The 20,989-nt window shown below is 42.2% G+C and carries 12 protein-coding genes; 7 read left to right on the forward strand and 5 right to left on the reverse strand.

The window, feature by feature from the left end:
- Positions 1-522: 522 nt before the first annotated feature.
- From LC586_RS17400 to LC586_RS17415, 4 genes are all read left to right on the forward strand, one after another.
- Complete coding sequence (locus LC586_RS17400) at positions 523-5,886, forward strand: translocation/assembly module TamB domain-containing protein (RefSeq protein WP_229486005.1); 5,364 nt, start codon at positions 523-525, stop codon at positions 5,884-5,886.
- Between the two features lie 284 nt (positions 5,887-6,170).
- Entirely contained in the window at positions 6,171-6,524 is a 354-nt protein-coding gene (locus LC586_RS17405) for a XisH family protein (RefSeq protein WP_229486048.1), read from the forward strand.
- Positions 6,512-6,847 carry a XisI protein gene (locus tag LC586_RS17410; RefSeq protein WP_229486006.1) on the forward strand — a complete coding sequence of 112 codons (336 nt, stop codon included), beginning with the start codon at positions 6,512-6,514 and terminating at the stop codon, positions 6,845-6,847. Before LC586_RS17405 ends, LC586_RS17410 begins: the two co-directional genes overlap by 13 nt.
- Before the next feature lie 128 nt (positions 6,848-6,975).
- Entirely contained in the window at positions 6,976-7,299 is a 324-nt protein-coding gene (locus tag LC586_RS17415) for a transposase (RefSeq protein WP_229486049.1), read from the forward strand.
- Positions 7,300-7,316: 17 nt separating this feature from the next.
- Here the strand turns inward: LC586_RS17415 and LC586_RS17420 are convergent, their stop codons facing one another.
- Both LC586_RS17420 and LC586_RS17425 read right to left on the reverse strand, forming a co-directional pair.
- On the reverse strand, positions 7,317-7,664 hold the full coding sequence (locus LC586_RS17420; protein ID WP_229486007.1) for a hypothetical protein: 348 nt from the start codon (positions 7,662-7,664) through the stop codon (positions 7,317-7,319).
- A gap of 63 nt (positions 7,665-7,727) precedes the next feature.
- Positions 7,728-9,212, reverse strand: a complete 1,485-nt coding sequence (locus LC586_RS17425; RefSeq protein WP_229486008.1) for a CIA30 family protein — start codon at positions 9,210-9,212, stop codon at positions 7,728-7,730.
- Between the two features lie 667 nt (positions 9,213-9,879).
- On the opposite strand from LC586_RS17425, the gene LC586_RS17430 reads away from it, so the two are divergent.
- The 3 genes from LC586_RS17430 (at position 9,880) to LC586_RS17440 (ending at position 12,451) form a co-directional block, all read left to right on the forward strand.
- Entirely contained in the window at positions 9,880-10,389 is a 510-nt protein-coding gene (locus LC586_RS17430) for a HugZ family pyridoxamine 5'-phosphate oxidase (RefSeq protein ID WP_229486009.1), read from the forward strand.
- Positions 10,390-10,466: 77 nt separating this feature from the next.
- On the forward strand, positions 10,467-11,477 hold the full coding sequence (locus LC586_RS17435; protein ID WP_229486010.1) for an alpha/beta fold hydrolase: 1,011 nt from the start codon (positions 10,467-10,469) through the stop codon (positions 11,475-11,477).
- Between the two features lie 572 nt (positions 11,478-12,049).
- Positions 12,050-12,451: a hypothetical protein gene (locus LC586_RS17440; protein ID WP_229486011.1), complete on the forward strand. Its 402-nt coding sequence runs from the start codon at positions 12,050-12,052 to the stop codon at positions 12,449-12,451.
- A gap of 184 nt (positions 12,452-12,635) precedes the next feature.
- Here the strand turns inward: LC586_RS17440 and LC586_RS17445 are convergent, their stop codons facing one another.
- The 3 genes from LC586_RS17445 to LC586_RS17455 all read right to left on the reverse strand — a co-directional run bounded on the left by LC586_RS17445 (position 12,636) and on the right by LC586_RS17455 (position 20,826).
- Positions 12,636-12,950 carry a hypothetical protein gene (locus LC586_RS17445; protein WP_229486012.1) on the reverse strand — a complete coding sequence of 105 codons (315 nt, stop codon included), beginning with the start codon at positions 12,948-12,950 and terminating at the stop codon, positions 12,636-12,638.
- 352 nt (positions 12,951-13,302) lie between these two features.
- Positions 13,303-18,723: a phytase gene (locus tag LC586_RS17450; protein WP_229486013.1), complete on the reverse strand. Its 5,421-nt coding sequence runs from the start codon at positions 18,721-18,723 to the stop codon at positions 13,303-13,305.
- Between the two features lie 588 nt (positions 18,724-19,311).
- The gene (locus LC586_RS17455) at positions 19,312-20,826 is read right to left on the reverse strand and encodes a hypothetical protein (protein ID WP_229486014.1); all 1,515 of its coding nucleotides are present in this window, start codon (positions 20,824-20,826) and stop codon (positions 19,312-19,314) included.
- Positions 20,827-20,989: the final 163 nt, after the last annotated feature.

Consider the following 20,989-nt stretch of genomic DNA (forward strand, 5'->3'; position numbering starts at 1 on the left):
TCTATTTACGATCGCAGGATAATTAAGAAAAGCCTGAAAACTTCCTCAAGATAGGTAATGGACATCACGATGCATTTGTACAGTGCGTAAGTCCTATAGTAGTTTAATCTTCAATGATTTGTTACCTAAACTTTGAGGTATAGTATTAAGAAAATAAAATCTATCTAAAGATATTAATTATTTATACAAAAAGATAGTTTATGGCAATATAAATATTGTGGAAAAACACATATAATTATATACTTTGGCTAACAAAAAGGAGACAAAATTTGTCAAACAGCTATTTGGATTACTATAGACTTTCAAAAGGTGAAGCAGAGAATTAACGTAATTACTGCTCAGATTGAGGAAGTGCTAATTAAGTACCATACTCTAGATGAAATCTCCAAATTGAAAGGCGAGAACAACTAATTTTGGGAAAATTGTTACTCAAAATATATTAAAAAGCCACATGCAACTGGCTGATACAACTGCTACTAGCCTGTCTCTCGGCTTATTCCAGATAAAAGTACTGTAACGATAATGACGCACTCTCCAAAATCAGAAAATAACCAGAAACCACCTAATCGTCGTTTATGGCTCCTCCTCTTAGGACGTACCAGTTTGGCTTTTGGTGTCGTTTTGCTGGTTGGAATTGCAGTCGGTGCTTGGTGGGCTAGAAGCTACATATATAAAGATTTAGCGCCATTAGTACAGCAAAATCTCGAACAATTGCTTGGGCGTCCAGTAAAAGTAGGGAAAGTTGAACGTTTTTCGCTAAGTAGTCTAAGATTTAGCTCTCTATCAATACCAGCAACTTCCACTGATTCAGATCAGGTGGTAGCAAAAGCCTTAGATGTGCAGTTCTCGCCCTTGCAACTTTTCCTTACCCGAAAACTAGCATTAAATGTCACGTTAGTTCAACCCAATGTCTACATCCAACAAGATCAGGATGGTCGCTGGGTTACAGCCCAAGTCAAGGCTGCGGAAGGAAAAGGTGCTATTCAAACTGAGTTGGAGACACTTCAAATTCAAGATGGGAATGTAGAGTTATTGCCAGCCTCCGCACCAACCAGACCGAAAGGGTCAGTAATATTAAATCAATTTGGTGGTATTGCCCGATTTTTTGATCAAAATCAACGAATTGGTTATGACATTAATGGTCAACTCGCTAGAGGAGGCGCAGTTAAAATCTCTGGTGAGACACAAACAAAAGCTCAACAAACTAACCTCAAGCTACAAGCACAAAATTTACAAGCATCTGATATAAGTCGATTAATTGAGTTGCCAATTGCCTTGCAAGCAGGGCGTTTAGATGCTGACTTAGGGGTTCAGATTCCACCGAACTTGTCAGAAATAGCTGTTACAGGAACAGCTACAGCTAATCAAATCGCTGCTAAAATTCCAAAGATTCCTCAGCAAGTTTCTAATTTTAATGGGAGTTTTATATTTCAAGGTCAGACAGTTTCTTTAGAAAATCTGAATACGAACTTTGGCAAAGTTCCTATTCTGGCTAATGGAACAATTAATACCCAAACAGGTTTTAATCTCTCGGCTCAAATAAAACCAGTTAGTGCGAAAAATATCTTAGACACACTGAATGTAAATTCGCCAGTCCCAGCTAGTGGCGAAATTCAAGCAAATATTAAGGTAGGCGGCGCACTACAGCAGCCAGTCGTTAGCGGTACAGTAAGCAATACAAAACCGATTCAAGTTGACCGCGTTCTCTTCACAGCCGTCAATACTGACTTCCGCTTGAATGTATCTCAAACTGCATCTCAAATTGCAGTTTCCAATCTGAAAATAATCCCCGCAGCAGGTGGTCAAATCACAGGAGGCGGTCAAGCTAATATAGGAGCCAAAGACAACGTAATCTTTAATGCTCAAGTTGATGGTGTATCCGGGGATATACTAGCGCGTAACTACGGCGTTGCTCTACCGATCGCAGTTGGCAATATTTCAGCAAAAGCAGAAGTTTCTGGTTCACTTGGCAAACAACCATTGAAACTTGATGTTTCCAGTGTTCAAGTAACGCCGCCAACAGGAGGAAGAATTACAGCCAGTGGTCAAGTTCAACTAGCACCTCAAGGTCAAGTAGCTTTAGGTATTCAAGCTCAAGGTTTACCAGCAAATGCGATCGCTCAAGGTTACGGTATTTCAACCCCGATTAATATTGGAGGTATATCTGCGAACGCAAAAGTTACTGGTTCTCTAGGTAGACCATTAAACGTAAATGTTGCTAGCGTTCAAGCAAATCCAGAGGTGGGAGGGCAAGTAACAGCCAGTGGCCAACTTCAGCTTGCACCCCAAGGCAGGGTATCATTTAATGTGCAAGCACAAAATTTACCAGGGGATGCGATCGCACGAGCCTATAACACTTCACCCGGCATCACCATTGGGAATGTATCAGCAAATGCCAATATTTCTGGCACTCTGAGCAATCTGCAAGCAGTAACGCGGGTGCAAGCGCCGAAAGCCACCTATCCCACTAGCGGACGAGTTGTTGTTGCCAAACAAGGACAGAATATCGTCTTTCCAGATGCGGTTTTGAACGTGGCAGGTGGTACAATCAGAGCTAGAGGTCAACTTGCACAACAACGCTGGCAAGGAGTTGTCAACGCTTCCCAAATTCAACTCAACCGTTTCTCACCACAACTGCGAGGACGGCTTAATAGCAATCTTCAGTTAGCAGGCACAACTCAATCTTTCCAGCTTGCAGATATTCGCGCCGCCGGACAAATCCGCCTTTCCCAAGGAGTAGCACTGCTGGCAAAACCGCTTACGGCTCAATTTCAGTGGAATGGACAGCAGATTATCGTTGAAAACGCAAGTACCCAAGGATTGAATGCTAATGGTGCGATCGCTATTCAAACTCCACCAACTGGCGCACCCCAAATTGCGGGATTTAATTTAAATGTGCTGGCGCAGAATTTTAACTTAAAAAATACTGGCTTTCAAGTTCCTGGAGACGTAGCATTAGCGGGGCTACTTGATTTTAATGGGCAAGTTACAGGTACTCCAGATGTACCTCAAGCTAATGGTAATATCCGGCTGCGGAATTTCAATGTGAGTAACTTGGCATTTGACCCACTTTTAACTGGAAACGTGAATTTTCAGGGAGGACAAGGGGCAAGTCTGCGATTAGCCGGGAAGCAAGACAGGATTGCACTTAACTTAGGTGCAGATTATCGTCCGACTTCATTTTTAGTCAAGCGGGATGATGCAGTTACCACAGGTAGAACTGAGGGAGAGAACTTACTCATCAACGCTCAACAGTTTCCTATAGCTTTGGTTGGGGGCTTTTTACCGAACAATCAATTGAAACCTTTGGCGGGGCAACTATCGGGGAATTTAGTTGTTAATCTGAATAATTATGCCATTGCGGGAGACGTTGCGATCGCAGGGCCTCGTGTTGCCAGAGTCGCAGCAGATGAATTTCGCGGCACTATTAATTATGCTGATGGTACTGCTAGCTTGGCTAATGGTCAATTGCGAATTGCAGATAGCAACATCGCCCTCAGTGGAAATGTACAAACAGGGAATGACCCGCAATTTCAATTCCAAGCTAATTTAGACCAAGCCAGAGTTGAGAGACTATTACAAGCGTTTAATATCTTTGATTTTCAAGACCTTAGCACGGGGTTGCAGCCTCCAAAGTTGGCTGGAGCAGAGGTACTTAATACCAAACCTGTCAGTTTACCCGATACAGATTTGCTCACACAATTAGCATATTTCTCAAAAATTACAACATTAGTAGCAAAACAACAGCAACAAGAAACAAAAGAAGACGCGTCTTTACCCACCCTTGCAGAATTAACGGGTGTTTTAAGCGGAGGAATTACAGCTAATGGCTCGTTAAAATCTGGGTTAAATGTCGGCTTTAATTTCCAAGGTGCTAATTGGAAATGGGGTGAATACTCTATTAATGAAGTCGTTGCTCAAGGCAATTTTGCTGATGGCGTCGTCACACTTTCGCCGTTGAGTGTTGGTATCAATCAAGGACTGGTGGCTTTTTCGGGACAGTTAGGAACTGAGCAACTATCTGGAAACTTGAATGTAGCAAGTTTACCTCTATCGCTTTTACAACCTTTTATAGAAAAATACCCGATAGATATCACTGGTAATGTAAATGCTGATGCCACCTTAGGAGGTAGTTTACAAGATCCCAGAGTGCAAGGGGAAGTAACACTGGCTAATGCGACTCTCAACAAGCAACCTGTGCAAACAGGACAGGTGAACTTTGGCTACAACAATGCTCGCTTGAATTTTGACAGTACTTTGCTAGTGACAGGAACGCAACCAGTTACAATTACAGGTAGCGTACCTGTTGCTTTGCCTTTTGCCGAAGTGCAACCAGATAGCAATCAAATCAGCATCAACGCCAGCGTGAACAATGAAGGGTTGGCACTGTTAAACCTGTTTACCAACAATCAAGTCGCTTGGGTAGACGGTCAAGGACAAGTAGATTTAAACGTTCAGGGTACTTTGAACGAACCAATTATTAACGGAAATGCCACACTCAACAATGCAACTTTTCGCGCTGAAGCCTTATCTGAACCCCTAACGAATGTCACAGGGACAGCGCAATTTAATGGCAATACAGTGAATGTCCAAGGTATCCAAGGCACTTACAATCAAGGGCAAATAAGTGCATCAGGCATCCTCCCAATTTTTGATCCTCAGCAAGCCCCAGCGAATCCCCTCACAGTATCAATAGCAGACAAACTCAATTTTAAGCTTGCAGGACTGTATGAAGGCGGTGTCGGCGGCGATGTTGTAATTCGGGGAACAGCACTAAAACCTGTAATTGGTGGAGAGATTCAGCTGAGTGATGGTCGGGTAATCATTGGAAACTCGGCTACTGCTAACAAAAAATCAGCAGCTACATCTGAAGCTAACGCGAACGTCATAAATAGAGAAGAGGTTAAAGTTAATGTCACACCTACAACAGAGAGTAACGCTAGCCCAGTCACTACAGCAGATACTAACGCTAGCGCAGTTACTCCACCCAATTTACCTATAGAGTTTGCAGATTTAAGGTTAATTCTAGACGACGATGTTAGCGTTACAACTCAGTCACTACTCGACTTTGTACCAGGAGGAGCCGCATTGAGTCAGCCCATACTGAACTTTCAGGCAAAAGGCGGTCTAACTATCAATGGTACGTTAGCCAAGCCACTCCCCGAAGGAGTGATTCGTTTGACAGGAGGACGACTCAGCATATTTTCCACTGAGTTTACCTTGGCGCGAGGTTACGAACAAACTGCGCGGTTTATTCCAAGTCAAGGGCTTGACCCTACCCTGGATGTCCGACTTACCGCAATTGTACCTGAAGCATCAGGAACGAACAGTAGAATTTTGGAATCACCATTGTCTGCTGAAATCAGCGATGTTTCTGCTACCAACTTCGGGACTTTACGTACCGTTCGCGTTCAAGCCAGGGCCAACGGTCCAGCTAGTGAATTGGGCGACAATCTCGAACTGACGAGTGAACCTAGCCGTAGTAAGGGAGAAATAGTTGCTTTACTGGGTGGCTCGATTCTTAATTCTTTCGGTCAAACAGATGCAGGACAAGGGCTGACTAATTTCGCTAGCTCTACCATTTTAGGTGGTTTGCAAGGAACTATTACTGCGATCGGACAGGCTGTTGGTTTCAGCGAATTTCGGATATTTCCCACCCCTACTACTAGTAATGAAACAACGAGAACTTCAGTTCTGAATTTATCAGCAGAAGGTGTATTTGACATCAATAGAAATTTCTCTGCTTCTTTATCACGCCCTCTTTCTAGCGATGAGTCTTTCCGTTATAACGTGCTTTATCGACTCAATGATGAAATTTTGATGCGAGGCTCAACTAATTTAGGGGATGAAAATCAATTCCAAGTTCAGTATGAAACTAGATTTTAGGTAGGATGGGCTAATTTTTACAAGCCGATGCAATGGCTTTGTGAGTCGATGCATTGCGGCTGGCTCAATTCCAGAAAAGACTGCTTATCGTCAGGGACTTCCATAGGACTTACGCAAAATATCTCTCAAACTCTGATTTTTTAGAAAAGGAAGGTTGGCTGATTACAGATCAATACAGTTCAGTTAAGCATTTCTTCCTTCTCTTTGCGTCCTTTGCGTCCTTTGCGGTTCGTTAAAAAAATTGACTTTGACAAAGAGTTTTAGCCTTAAGTGAACCGTATTGGATTACAGATGACCCATTGAGGATTAAGGCAGGTGGGGCTGATATGGAAATTGACTTGGGAGCAGAAAAAATCATCGCGGCAGAACGGGGAGAGGAAAAAATCGCTGTTGAAATTAAAAGTTTTATCGGCACATCAAATATTTCTGAATTTCATACTGCGGTAGGGCAGTTTATTAACTATCGAGTAGCCTTGGAAGAACGGCAACCCGAACGAATTTTATATTTAGCAGTTCCAATAGGTGTATATCGCAAGTTTTTTATGCTGACCTTTGTCCAAACCATAATTCAACGTTTTCAAATTACATTAATCATTTACGATCCAATCGGCGAGGTAATTTTAGAATGGAAAAACTAGAACGCTATCGAACTTATATCAAAAAATTATTGAGTGATTATGCAAGTATTAGTCCATCAGATGGTGAAGCTGAAACTGAGCTAGTTTTTGATGTTGAGCGCGATCGCTATCAAGTTGTTCATACAGGATGGAAGAATCGGCAGCCAATGTACGGTTGTGTTTTGCATCTGGATATTAAAGGTGATAAAATTTGGATACACCATGATGGTACGGAAATTGGTATTGCCGATGAATTAGTAAAGTTGGGAGTGCCAAAGTCAGATATTGTTTTGGCATTTCATGAACCTTTGGTGAGGCAATATACTGGGTTTGCAGTGGGTTAGTTCCAAATTTGGATGGCTTACAATTTAGAATAAAACCAAATACAGCCTCAACCAGCATCATTTCTTCAACGCCCAGATTTAACACCCCCGATTTTTCAGTTACTAAATTCACCTAGTAGTCTATCCCATTGGTTACGAAGGGTGAACAAGTTTGTAGTAAGGACTTTAGTCCTAGATTTTATGGCTATGATGCTTCGGAGCGAATGATTGAGCGACTTCAGACACAGGCCAAAACCGCAGTGATTCCCCCCAAGCGCAACTGTACTAGCCTTCGTCACTACGATAAGGAATTGTACAAAGCCCGTCATTTAATTGAAAACTTCTTTGCCAAACTCAAGCAGTATCGAGCGATGCCTACGGCGGGCTACGCCTACGCCACACGCTATGACAAACGCGCTGCAAACTTTATGGGTGCAATTTATCTGGCTGTTTGTGTCATTTGGCTCAATTGATGACACGCCCTAAATACTCAGGGACTTTCTAATTTAGAAACTCGCGCCTCTAATTTGTTGACTTGTTGCTTCAATTCAACCACCAAAGTTGCCAGCCGATCAAACATCGGATCTTGCTGTGATAAGTTCCTTCTGGAACCAGTTGACTGTCGTGGGGTAAGTGTTGTTCTTGGGGATGAAGACTGGCGACTTCGACCGAGTTGAGACTCTAACTGGTTTAATCGTGACTCGACACGATTAAAGTCCGCTTCCAGGTTGTTGATACGGGACTCTACTTGCTGGGATGAAGCAGTGTTTCCAAATAACCCACCCCAGAGAATTGTTGCTAAAATCCCGGCAAATATTAGCACTTGGATTTTTTTCATAGCAGTCTATTTAGACAGGATGTGTTGGGATGACTACAGAGTAGAAGTCTGTAGTTACTTCACTTATTTATCCTTTACTAAATTAGAAAATAACTTCTGCCAATCGATAGAGTTAACAGTATTGTCTGTCTGTTTTACTTCAAACGTGACATTACAAGCTTTTCCTAAATTTAGCGATCGCACGCAAAGTTCTGCTACATCCTCACGGCTGATTTTGCCCTTAATATTATCGCCTTGCTCGAATATTAATTCCTTACCTCCTGCTTCTTCAGTTAAAGCACAAGGCCTAATAATCGTATAAGGAATTCCGCTTTCTCTTAAACTATCTTCTCCCTTCAACTTCCAAGTTAAAATTCCTCCCAATTGGTCATTTAATTTCACTGCTGGCGGTTCTTCATCTAAATTAATGCCGGGGCGTCCGGGACGAGTCACGCCTGCTGAACTGACGAGAATAAATTGTGGTAAAGTTGTCCCACCGTAAGCTTTTATTGATTCCAACTGTAAAGCAAAACCACCGGGAGAAAACTTAGGATTCAAAGCGCCATCATATTCAAATTTGCTCAACATCAGTTGGAATGAACAAACTCTATTCTGCTCAATTGGTGGCGCATCTTTGACAACTTTTGCCCGAAAGACGGGAATCAAATCTGCAAAGGGAATGTGAACATCTATCCAGGTATCAGCTACGGTATCGAAAGAATAGCTGTAGCCAATCCCATCCCATTTTGTATCTGTCCGCAGAAATATTTTATAACGCTGACCGTCACCTTTGACGCGCAATTTCACACCTTCGCAATCAGATAAGTTGAAGGGTGGATCAAAATTCTTGGTTCTGATAGAAGCAAATCCACCAGAGTTAGCCGTGGAGACATTACCAGCAAACAAAGCTGTATTTTCTACTAATTGAATATTACTGGCACTCACGCCACCCATGACGACATCATCCAGCGCCCCCCAGTAATCTTTTAATTCTGCTGATGGCTTGGTGAAATCAAATATCGGTTTTTCGTTTGCTTGGGGTAAATATTTTGCAGCCGCTTGGACTAGGTTTTTAACACCTTGATATTCTACATTTTCTGGGGTGTCGCCAACAATTTCTGGCTGGTAAAATTTAACACCTTGATAATATTTGGCTCTATCTGCTGTGTCTCCCTCAACTGGTTGCACGCGTACTGCTGTACAACAAATTACAGCTTGTATATCAGCCATAACTAAAGGAGTTAAAGTTTCTGGTTGAGTGATATCCGCAACTACCAAGTCTATATCATTACCAAGAATTGACCGAGCTTTGTCAATGTCTCGAACTAGGGCGCGAACTTTATAACCTTCTTGGAGCGATCGCTGCACCACTCGTTTACCTACACCGCCTGTTGCACCTGCTACTAATATTACACCCACATTTCTTCCTCCATTGGGTCTATATTGATTATCCTTAGGACGGCCTTGGATTAACTGCTGTACCCAGTTAAGGAAAGGAATTACCTCAAAGTAAGTCAGGGTTTCAATAAACCTGCCTAAATCCCATTGAGAACGATTTTTGTCAGTCATATTTGCGTCCTCATAACTTTCTTTAGTTTAGCCCAATGTTTGTTTCTCCAAATCCTCCGGTACTCAGAGCTTGGATATTGACAGTACCTTGCTAGAGTTTAATGGCGAAGCAGACCATGTACACTAGACCTCTTGCAAAAGTCTATCCCCTTTTCCACATCCCGTGATATCATGTCCGTTTGATTACTTATTAAACCCGAAGAACCCCACCCCTTAATCCCCTCCCCGCTTGCGGGGAGGGGAGACAAAGCGTAGCTTTGGCGGGGTGGGGTGCAATGACTGTGGGAATCATAACTAATTATGCGGACATGATATGAAAAGTCAGGTTGAGCGTACGCATTTGCTTGTTGAGCGTACGCATTTGCTTGTTGAGCGATCGCATTTGCTGTAACCTATTCCCTTAAGCCAAATCATTTGGCATTCCATGCCAAGCCGATAGCGAAGCGTTAGCCAGTCAGACGCTCCTGCGTCGCTCATAGCGTTGCTATGCCGTTCGCGCAGCGTCTCGTAGAGAAGGCGTTGCCTCTCGAGTGCGAGTGCGTCTTTGATAGGAGAAGGAGAAGAGAAGGCTTACGCTGCGCTATCGAGCGTCATAGCCCGTCGTAGATATCGCTCAAGCACGCTAGGATACTTAATTAGGTGTTCCTAATTAAACGGTAATTTACTTATGAGCCAACTTGAAAACATTCAAGCTGAGTACGAAAAGTTTACTGAAGAAGTTGAGAGTGTAATTATTAGCACCGTGAACGCACAGGCAATACCCAATGCTAGTTATGCTCCCTTTGTAATAGATGATTCCAAAAACATCTACATTTATGTCAGTGGTCTTTCAACTCATACCAAAAATCTCTATGTCAATCCTCATGTTAGTGTCTTGTTTATCGAGGATGAAGCCAAGAGTAATCTAATTTTTGCCCGTCGTCGTTTGAGTTTTGATTGTACGGCAACTTTGATAGAGCGTGAAACTGACAAGTGGAATCAAATTGTTGAGCAATTTCAAGGGCGGTTTGGTGAAATTATCGAGGTTCTGCGCGGCTTGTCTGACTTTCGGATTTTCCAGCTAACTCCGAGTGAAGGTCGTTTTGTAGTTGGTTTTGGGGCAGCCTATCATATTAGTGGCGATAACCTCCATCAACTTGTTCAGATCACAGGAGATGCCGACAAAAAGCAAGGATGAATCAATTAGTTTGACTGTATGCAAACTCGTAATTTTGCCTTCGGGTAAAGTGCTATTAAACTATACTTTTTAATTTTATGCTTCAGTTTCAACCTCCTGGCTTTGGACATAAACTTATCCATACATCCTTGGGGGCAATGGTTTACTATACCCAAACGAATGCACCTTGGGCATTTGCTGATACTGAAGATTTACCTCCACTACTGTTTCTCCATAACTTTGGTGGTGGGGCGTCTGCGTATGAATGGTCTAAAGTTTATCCGGCTTTTGCCTCTAATTACCACATTTTAGCTCCCGATCTAATCGGCTGGGGAGAATCGGCTCATCCAGTCCGGGATTATAAAATTAGGGATTATCTCAGCACGATCGCAGAGTTTATCATCGAAACTTGTCGTCAACCAGTGACGGTGGTAGCATCGTCTCTGACAGCCGCTTTTGCTATTCGCCTAGCTATTGTTCAACCCAATTTATTCAAAGCACTGTTTTTGGTGTCCCCCTCTGGATTTGATGATTTTGGGCAGGGTGCTGGACGCAGACTTCCGCTTTCGGTGATCAATGCGCCTCTGTTGGACAATTTTATTTATATGCTTGGTGCTGAAAATGAAATTGCAGTCCGAAATTTTTTACAAAGTTTTCTGTTTGCCAAGTCACAACGAGTTTCTCAAGAAATGGTGGAGGCTTATTTAACCTCTGCACAACAGCCTAATGCCAAGTTTGCCGCTTTGTCATTTTTGCGGGGCGATCTTTACTTTGATCTGAGTTTATATATTAAACAACTGACAATTCCTACTGTCATCTTTTGGGGAGAAAAGGCACAATTTACCAGCATCAAATTAGGACAACGCTTGGCAAATTTAAATCCAAGTGCAATTCGAGATTTTTATGCGATCGCAGATGCAGGAATATTACCTCATTTGGAAATGCCAGAAGTTGTAATTGGTTTATTGCAAATGTATCTTGGGGGAGTGGGGAGTGGGGAGCAGGGGGAGCAGGGGGAGCAGGGGAGCAGGGGGAGCAGGGGGAGCAGGGGGAGCAGGGGGAGCAGGGGGAGCAGGGGGAGCAGGGGGAGAATAACTAATGACAAATGACCAATGACAAATGACCAATATCTACTTAGAAAGTAATTGTGCATTTAATGCTTTAGCGATGCGATCGCCAGAAGCTTCTAAGTGGGAAAACTCAATTCTACTGGGGTGGATGTAGAAACTCACCCCGATAACGTTGTAGGGGTGAGTAGTTCATAAGCAGTAATAAAATATCCTACTCTGTCATCTGCAAGTCTAGGAATATAACCAGTGTTTTCTCTAATGTTGTATTTTTTTGAACATAATGATTTACCTGAGTGGATTGAAAAAATTGCAAATCAAGGAAGGTTTAGCCCTTTATCGAGTTTCTAATAACATTTTGATGTATTCATTCAGCAGTCAATTTCGGATAATGCTCTCTCTGCCTTGTTATACAAACTCTCTGGAGAAAGGCAGCCTTGCTCATTGCTCGTGCCCATAGACGAATTGCAAATATCCATGCATCTAACAAATCACCTCTTCCCAAAGATTTAAAAATCCTTTCTTTTTTATAACTAAAATCTGCCTTTTGCTAGAAGGATAATTACCTTTCTATAGTTAATCTTTATTTGTAGTCAAAAAAAAAGCTAATTGGCATGATAAATTTGATTTATAGAACGATTGCTAACATCAGTTCCTTACTTAAAGGACTTCAGGTAAAATCTTTTTTGGCTGTTGTCGTAGTTGGTTTTCTAGTGCTGACAACGAATGTTAATTATGGGCAGGGACAGAATGATAAAGGCTTAAAGGAGAGAGTTCGCGAACAGGTAGAGCAAAATGATGCTGAAAGACCGAAAACAGTAGGGCAGTGGTATAAGGACGCTCGTGAAACGGAAGGTTCTCCTGGTGAAAGACTTCAGAAAATTGGGCAACAGTCAGGAGAAGCCCTTAAAGAGTTTGGATCTGGATACGTAAAGGGCGCTCAAGAAACTGCTAGTGATGTAGGGGACAGTGCGGCAGAAGCAGCCAAAGATATCTCAAACAAAGTTGGACGCTAGATGCGTTACAATATCCTATTGGCAGCGAGTACTAATAACTTTTCGCCAATAAAAGAGTAATAATAGGGACGCTGGTGTTCAACCACCGAATTCTAATACTTGGGTAACGCGCTTACTCTTGCAGATGATTGATTGTAGCGTTTCTCAGTTGCATAAAATATAGTCTTTTAGTATGGGCGTACAGCTAGCTGTGCGCCCATACTGCATGTTGCATCCAAAGAATGCTAGTTTTTGAGAAGCGATGCCAAATAATATCATGTCCGGTTGAACACAAGTCAATTGCGAACGAAGTGAAGCAATCGCAGAGTCCTTGTGATTGCTTCTCTACGAGACGCTCCGCGAACGCTCCACTTCGTTGCACTCGCAATGACATATCATAAGCAATTTGCCGGACATGATATAACCCGTCGTAGGCATCGCCCAATACTGTTCGGTTAAGGAATTTCTTGGTTGAGGCAGTTCGAGAAGAGAAGCTGTTCTTGAGAGAAGAATTACTCAACAATAACCCTCTTTCCTCCCCTGCTTCTTTTGCTTATCCGAACCGTATTGAGGCATCGCCTGCACCTTGTTGGATACATACATCTGCACTGCAAAATTCAGATTAATACAAGATAAAAAATAACTTTAAATAATATCATAGTAAGTTGGCATAAATAAAGAGAACTATTAAAGCTTGTTATTTGCAAGCAGTAAAAGACATTTGATGCAGAAGTTTCACCAGCTTTGCATAAGTCCTGGATTTGTGAAAATATTTGCAACTAATGAAATATTTAGATACCCGACTTCTTAAGAAAGTCAGGTATCTCGTTGTTCACAAATGATTTAGGATTGGGATAACACTAGGCAACAAACTAAGCCACGACGCTAGCAGAGAAAACGAAATCATTTGCAGTCAGGCTGGTTGAGATAATTCCTAGCAATGAAACTAACTCTGTATTTCCGATTTTTACTAAAGTGTTACTACCCTGTTGCGACAGTGTTAGCCCACTAAATTGAGTTACGCCAACACCGCCAAGTCCGATTTTGTCAATCCCGACTGTAAAATCAGTCACGATGTTATTACTAATTGGCAGACTACCATTGGTAATCCAAAATTGGTCAGCACCAGCACCACCACTGAGGCCGCTACCCTGTTGACCAGCAAATAGCACATCATCACCATCGCCACCAAATAGCGAATCATTGACATTAGAGAAGAGTTTGTCATCTCCAGAACCACCGTAGAGACGGTTATTGCTACCGCCACTGCTAAGGGTATCATTGCCTGAGCCACCGAATAATGATTGGCGAGAACCTTCAATTACTGTGAGACGATCATCACCTGCCGCCCCAAATAGATTATTACTACCACTGGCTTCTAGCACGACAATCAAATCATCACCATTGCCAGCATCAGCGCTGGTATTTTGAGCGGGGCCATTTTGACCAATAAATATCTGATCGTTACCGTCATTCCCGGAAACTGAAGAGTCACTCCCTGCAAGCACTGTGTCATCACCGTTTCCAGCTAGGATTGTGTTACCTTGAGCGCCTTCTACAAAATCTGCTCCGTCACCTGCACTAAAGAATTGTCCTGGCTGAAGACTGACAGTATCGCTGTTGCTAGAACCAAAACCGTTCGGGAAAGTAGGCTGTACAGTTGTCAGATTATTTGGTAGTTCCAGGATGCCGAGTTTTTCAGCAGCCGTATTACCTGTAATGTTGAAGTCGTTGTCGTTAATCAAAGCTAGAGTGTTCGGTGCTACCAGTGCCAGACCTTCTAATTTTTCCACCCCGGTGTAACCCAATTGAGCGGCATTAGCGATTAGGCTTTTGGTGACAGGGGTAATATTGGCAGCAACTAACTCCGCAGAGGAAAGTTGTTCGATGGTTTTATTAGCTGGCAAAGTAAAGTTAGCAGGGTTATTGATGTTCGTTGCCCCGGCTAAATCAATTTGGTAAATTAGTTTATTGCCAGCAGATGTACCATTATCATCTCGCTCAACTACTGCAAATTTGCCGTTACTTAAAGATACTGCATCGCCAATTTTGTCAGTTGCAGGTAAACCTTCCAGGAGATACAAATATTCTCCTGTTACCTGCTTGGTGACAATATCAAACTCTAGAATTCGCAGGTTGAGAGAAGCTTTAGATGTCGCGTCATTAGCAACATCTGGATTGTCAATGGGACTTTGGATGAAAGCGTATAATTTAGTACCTTCCAGGGCTACAGCTTCAAATCCCCGGTTATTGCGGCGTTGGGCATAAACGAATGGTAATACCTCAGTTCCAAAAGTTCCCACTGGTTGATCTGGGTTGGGTGCAGTGGCAGTTCCTTGAGGAATAAAGCGGTCAATTAGTTTACCATTAACGTCAAAGTGGTAAATTGCCGGACGGTATTCATCTACCATCCAATAGTCTCCATTTTCCGCAATTACAATACCTTCTAAGTCAGCACCCAAAGGATCGTTAGCTAGAATATTGTTGTCTAAGTCAACAGCAATTTCATCAGTGTAAGCCAAACCATTTGCCCCAGCTTGCAAATTAGGCAATCCAGTTAATGGTGTCGTCCCATCTTGGCGGAATAGTCCTGTTCTATTGGTAATGCTGATTTCACCTGTGGTGCGGTTGAGTTCAAAACTGACTATTTCTGGTTGGAAGTCGGGTAAGAAAAATGGTCTGTTTGAACCCTCAGATTCTCCATTGGGGCCTCGGTCTGTGTGGGTGACAAACTTCAGGTTGCCATTTGCTGCAAATCCTTGAAAATACAACCCAGAGAAACCACCTAAGAAAATATCTTGATTTTCAGAGGTTGTTCCTAACTTGGGTAGGTTTTCAAATTCATAGATAGTCAGCTTGGATTGAGCAACAGGATTGCGTGGATCGTAACTAGTGGTGTCAATAGTTAGAGAATTAGGGAAGGCATTGGCAATATTTTCCCAAGGTACAAACTTGAAGTTAGAACTAATATTTTCTTCTTCACCTTCATCGCTAACTATTTTGGCAGGTTCATTGGAACCATCTTGAGTGACAAATAAACCAAATGGAAAGTTAGGCCCCAGTGGCACGTTAATTACATCTGCACCGTCTGACTCTTGTACGCTATCAATGGCCCCATTGTTACCAACGGCAAAGTTACCCAGATATTCGTTGTTACCTTCACGAGTGTAAGCAACAAAAGTGTTGTCGCCTTGGCTAGATGCTAATAAGTAGCCTGTGCCATTTTTGCCGTAATAAATGGTCAGTCCTTCTACGTCATCGGTGAGATAACTACCACCCAAATCTCTGACTTGATCAATTAGCTTACCAGTTGTGCCACCGTTTGGTTCTGCTTGGAACTTCCAAATCCCGACATTTTCCTGGCCGATGTAGAGGAAACCAGTTTCCTGGTCTACTACCATACCCTCTGTTTGCGGATCGCGTCCCTCAATTGTGGGTACGGTAAATTCTCGCACTCGTTCAGTCCCAATTTTGCCATTACCTTTGTCAATCAGTTTAAACTGAGCGACATCTCCGGTTTCTCGGCGATTGGCAAAGACATAATAATCATTGGTGATTGGACTGCGGTATAGGGTAAGCCCGTAAGCACTCCGAGAAGATGAGGAATAAGGTTCTGCAAAAGGTAGCCCTTGGAAAAGGGTTGCAATATTGCTGTCGGTGATGTCTTCCAGGTAGTTACCGGGAGTGGTAGGGTTGGGGTTAATTTTGAAGATTGCTAGTTTATCATTACCGCGATCGCTAGCTACAGCAATATCAACAGATTGATTGCCTAATTTAAAACCGTATTGCAGGTCAATATTGTTGTAGCGAATACCACCCGGATTAACTGTTTGCAACAAATTACCAGACAAGTCATAAACCCGCAGCCCGGCATTTTTTACTGAGGTCAATACTAGGCTATCGGCAGAATTTGTGGCATTAACATAGATGGCAGGATCATCAGCATCAGCCCGTTGATCAACTGGGAGTGTTTCATCGTCCAACAAATCGGGACGGGTTTCTAGCGTGGGTGCAGCAGTTGGAACTAAGTCTGCATCCAGTGTGAGAATTTCGGTAAATTGGCTTTGATTGAAATTGTTATCACTTACCAGCACAATCGACTGACGACCATCTGCTAGTTTGGGGCCAAAGGTGATACCTTCGATGTTATCTGTACCGTTAGGCAAGTTTAAATCATTTAAATTCAACAGTAAGCGCTTTTGAGCGGGTTGGATAGCAGCTAGTTGCTCAGTACTCAGATTATTGAGAGAATCGTAGAAACTAATGTCTGTTGCACTTTGCAAGGAAACTTCGTAGATTTTGATGGTGTTGCCGACACCTTGTGCAAAGGAACGTTCTAACGCCAGTAAGGTTCCCCGGTTATCGATCGCTAGTAAATCTACTAAACCATTGTCACTGAAACCTGTGCTAGGGTTCGGCACATCGGCGATCGCATCAGTAATGTAGAGGTATTCTTTCTCTGGTTGTCCACTAACCAGATTGTATTGCAGAATCCGGGAACGGCTACCACTAGTGAGTGAAGCCCTTAATCCATCTTGAGAAAGCGCGTTTTCGGTGGCGGTGAATAGGGTTTTCTGGTCGGGTGTGATGGTGAGGCTTTCAAATGCCAAATTATTGTAAACGCCTGATGTCTGCGTATCACCTACATCTACAATACCGTTGCTGTTGGTATCCTCAACTACTGGCAGGAATTTGCTGGGAATAAGTAGCGATCCTATTTCTTGCCCCGTTGTAAGGGAAAATTCCTTAATAAAGGGATTGGTAACACGACCAGCAGTAGGATTAACTTCACCCTCTGAAGAGATGAAGACTGTCCCATTATTGGTCAAAGCAATGCCTTCAGGGTCAAGGCTGTTGGTTGCAAATAAGTTGCCATTGTTATCTTTCAGGGGTATGACATTGGTAAAAGTCACCCCAGTATCAGCAGTGAAAGTATAGAAGCGGGCGGGGCCAAATTGGGAGCGATCGTCTGAGATAGCGTAGTAGCGGTTGTTAGCTGCATCGTAGGTAACACCAGACAATCCACCCAGTGGAGTTTCTCCTCCATTCACAGTTCCCGCCGCGCCAGCAGGAATAAAACCAGTAACGAAAGTAGACTGCCCCTGAAATCCTATACGAGAAATGGTTTTACCTGGTTCAGTTGGCCCAGTTTGTACATCTGTAAATACTAAGCGATGGTCAGAACTGGGGAAGGGAAAAGTACCCACCAAGGGGAACGTTGAGTCAGTATTCAGGGGCCAAAATACTCCTGAGTTGGCAATTGTCAAGTCAGGTGAAGGTAGCACGTAATCAGTCCGCAGGTTGCCTGGAGCCGTATCAGCAAAGTCTGCGGTATCAAAGCTAGGATTTCCTTTTTGGCTAGCGTTTGCACCACCTTGTAAGTCTGCTTGTTGGGGGCCACCAAGACTAGTAGGAATGACATTAGTATTGATATTGGGGTTTTGCAATAGTTGGCGAATAGCATTGTCAAAACTATCACCATCCACCGGATCGGCATTTTGATCACCCACAATCACAAAGCTTGACCCAGCAGCAATCCCGCCGATTTTTCCCTGATCATCGTAGATGTAATTACCTTTACCAGGAGTAATATAGTCTGCCCAAAAGCGGATCTCGTCGTGATTGCGCTTCCCGTTGCGGTCTTCTGGCCCATCAAAGGTTGGGGGTGTGGGGTGGCTGGCGAGGATATGAATTGTCTCGCCGTTTACCTGGATTGGGACATCCCAATGACTTTTGGAGGAGAGACGTAAAACTTCCAGTTCGTCCTGAGAATACCAATCATTTGGCTGTGGTGTTGTAGGATCATCGGGAAGCAAAGCATTGGGCATATCCTTCCAGAGGAAGTTTTGGAAGGTGCGGACGTTAGCTGTATCGATGGGATATTTAGACAGCAACAACATCCCAAATTGACCAGGAAAATTGCCGAATCCGAAGGCATCATCGCCATATCCCGGTTCGCCTGGGGTTGTAACTACTGCGCCGTTGTTGTTCAAGTCAAAACCAGAGGCAATACCCGTGTTAGAAGGAGCAATATAGAAGTAGGGGTAGTCAACGGGAGTCGCACCGTTTTGGCTGATAGCTAAATAATTTTGCTGGAATAGTTGAACTGCCTCTTGAGAGTAGTCAAACTCATTAATTAACAGCACATCCGGGTTGTTACGCTGGATAATTTCTGCAACAGCTTTTGCCTGAGCATTATCGGGAGTTGACAAATCGGCCACTAATTGGCCTTGAGCGCTGCGGTTTAGGGAAGCATTGAATTGGGAAAAGCGGATTGTCTTATTATTTACCATAAGTTGGTGCTAGGGTAGATTCAAGTTTTGCGGAAATTAGTGGTTGTCTGCGAAGACCACAGAACCAAGTTGCCCAATTGCATCGCTGCAAAAGTGTGAAAAACTTTCAGTGTAAATGCCATTTATATTGTCAGTAAAAGACCGTTAACTGCGAAGTGCATCTTTGCAGTTAGAGAGTTTGCAATATCAACATGGACAATATAAAATATGCCTTCTAAAACACTATTTTTAGAGATGATTAGAAGACAGCTATATAAGTTTTTGTTATGAGTTGCGAATTGGGCACTCTCAAAGTATCCCAGTTAGATTAAGAAACGGCTAGCAAAGGGTTAAGAAAAAAATAATTGCAGATTTAGGGATGCTTTTGTCCCACAGCTTAAAGATGCGATTTCTGTTATTTTAGCGATCGCCTACCTCATCCTAGTAGTCTGTCTCATTAAATTTTAGGGATAAGAGAACGAACCGCAAAGGACGCAAAGAGCGCAAAGGAAGAAGGAAAGAAGAGAAATTTAAATTTGATTCACCTATCAGAATTAATGGGACAGACTACTAGTGCAACTCCATTCTGCATTCTGTATTCTTCTTCAACTATGATTTGATGATATACCAAATACCATTATTACTTTGACGTAAAATTTGGTATTTTTGCTCAACAAATTCTAGCAGTTTGGGAAAATTTTCTTTGATTATAGCCTGGGGGACATAATCAATAAAGATATAAGGAGGCTTTGATGAATCTAACTGCTCTCTAAGTGTTAACCATTGCTCAGGCAGAAAATATTCAAGTGCCCAACCACGGAGGATTGTTGCTTGAGTCCGACCAGAAAAGTAGTAAATAGATGGATCACCAGCTACATAAATCTCACCAGCAAGACTTCCTGCTTGAGAGATAAGGTTAGCCTCTGAGTGAAGGGATGGATATTTTTTTCTAAAGACAGTCTGATATTTTAATCGCGTATCTTCAGTTAAAGCAAAGTTATTATTAACCAGAGTCATACTCTTTTTTGTAAGAGTGGATGATAAAGGAAAGAACAATAAAAATATCAGCAGAATTGTCGGTATTTGAGACCTTAATTCTTTTAAATAGTCCCATAATATATCTAATCCTTTAGCTGCTAAAATCCCTATGGGTACAAACAATAGTAAAAAATGGTATTCCCACAATGCTTTATATTGTAAAGTAATAACACTCAAACCAAAAACACACCAAACAACAAGTAACAAAGTCAATACATTCTTAGACTTACGCAATGAAGCATCTATTGCAATAATAGCTATTAAAACTAAAGGGTAAAAATTCTGTAAAAACCATTTGATTCCCGAAACAAAGTCCTTTTGATTTAATGCAGAATTAGCAATAATAAGAGGTGGATATATAAAAAATGTCTGATACACTATTGAAAAACTGTTATACCAGGCAAAGTAGCTGGCAACGACTACAAGAGGAAAGATAATCCCTATAAAAATTGGCAAACAAATCTCAATAAATATTTTTTGAATACCCTGCCGTTTTATTAAAACAGAATACATCAATATAGTTAGCCAAAACGAAAACAATATAAGCAAAAATATTAATTTAAATAGCAGGACAATTCCGCCAATCAAGCCTGAGAGTAAAAGCAAGATAAATCTTTGCTTTCCTTCGTTTTTAAAAGATTGAAAAGTTAGCCAAAGGCAAAGGAATAAAGGAAAACCAACCAGTGCTTCAACTTGAGTAAGGTGCCAAGCGCCTGAGACAACATAGTAAACACCAACCGTTAACAAAGGTACTAAGCTTGCGATTATCTGATGCCGAAAATAGCTTTTTAGAGTCAGCAGTAATATTATAGAAAAAAATAGCATGTAAATAAGTTCAAAGGCATGGATGCCAATCTCATTAAAACCAAACAAAGTTCCCGCCAAAAAATAAAAGCAGAAAATCCCTGGTTGCTTTACATCCCAAAAATCACGATAGAGTACTTTTCCTTGTTGCATCTCTAAAGCACCTAGCCTAAAAAAGGCTTGATCTCCATCAAATGGAAAAGGTAAATGTACAAGACCAATTATGACAATAATAATCATAACTAGAAAGTCAATTCTATTTAATTTAGTAATACTAATCATGACACTTTTAATTTAAATATAAGTGATTATCCCGCACTAGTGAATATGCAGGGCTATTTCATTCTCATCTAGCCCGCCTCAGAATGAATTCTGAGTCTAATAGCGAAAGTCATCTAAAGATGACTGAGAAAAGGTTCTAGTCCGTTTTAACGGACTTTAGCTA

Source organism: Nostoc favosum CHAB5714, assembly GCF_020829495.1.
Taxonomy (GTDB): Bacteria; Cyanobacteriota; Cyanobacteriia; order Cyanobacteriales; family Nostocaceae; genus Nostoc; species Nostoc favosum.

Excerpts from the sequence above, each read along its gene's own strand:
- LC586_RS17430 (WP_229486009.1), top strand. The coding sequence starts at position 9,880 with ATGAGCCAACTTGAAAACATTCAAGCTGAGTACGAAAAGTTTACTGAA.
- LC586_RS17435 (WP_229486010.1), top strand. The coding sequence starts at position 10,467 with ATGCTTCAGTTTCAACCTCCTGGCTTTGGACATAAACTTATCCATACA.
- LC586_RS17450 (WP_229486013.1), bottom strand. The coding sequence starts at position 18,723 with ATGGTAAATAATAAGACAATCCGCTTTTCCCAATTCAATGCTTCCCTA.
- LC586_RS17420 (WP_229486007.1), bottom strand. The coding sequence starts at position 7,664 with ATGAAAAAAATCCAAGTGCTAATATTTGCCGGGATTTTAGCAACAATT.
- LC586_RS17400 (WP_229486005.1), top strand. The coding sequence starts at position 523 with ATGACGCACTCTCCAAAATCAGAAAATAACCAGAAACCACCTAATCGT.
- LC586_RS17410 (WP_229486006.1), top strand. The coding sequence starts at position 6,512 with ATGGAAAAACTAGAACGCTATCGAACTTATATCAAAAAATTATTGAGT.
- LC586_RS17455 (WP_229486014.1), bottom strand. The coding sequence starts at position 20,826 with ATGATTAGTATTACTAAATTAAATAGAATTGACTTTCTAGTTATGATT.
- LC586_RS17440 (WP_229486011.1), top strand. The coding sequence starts at position 12,050 with ATGATAAATTTGATTTATAGAACGATTGCTAACATCAGTTCCTTACTT.
- LC586_RS17425 (WP_229486008.1), bottom strand. The coding sequence starts at position 9,212 with ATGACTGACAAAAATCGTTCTCAATGGGATTTAGGCAGGTTTATTGAA.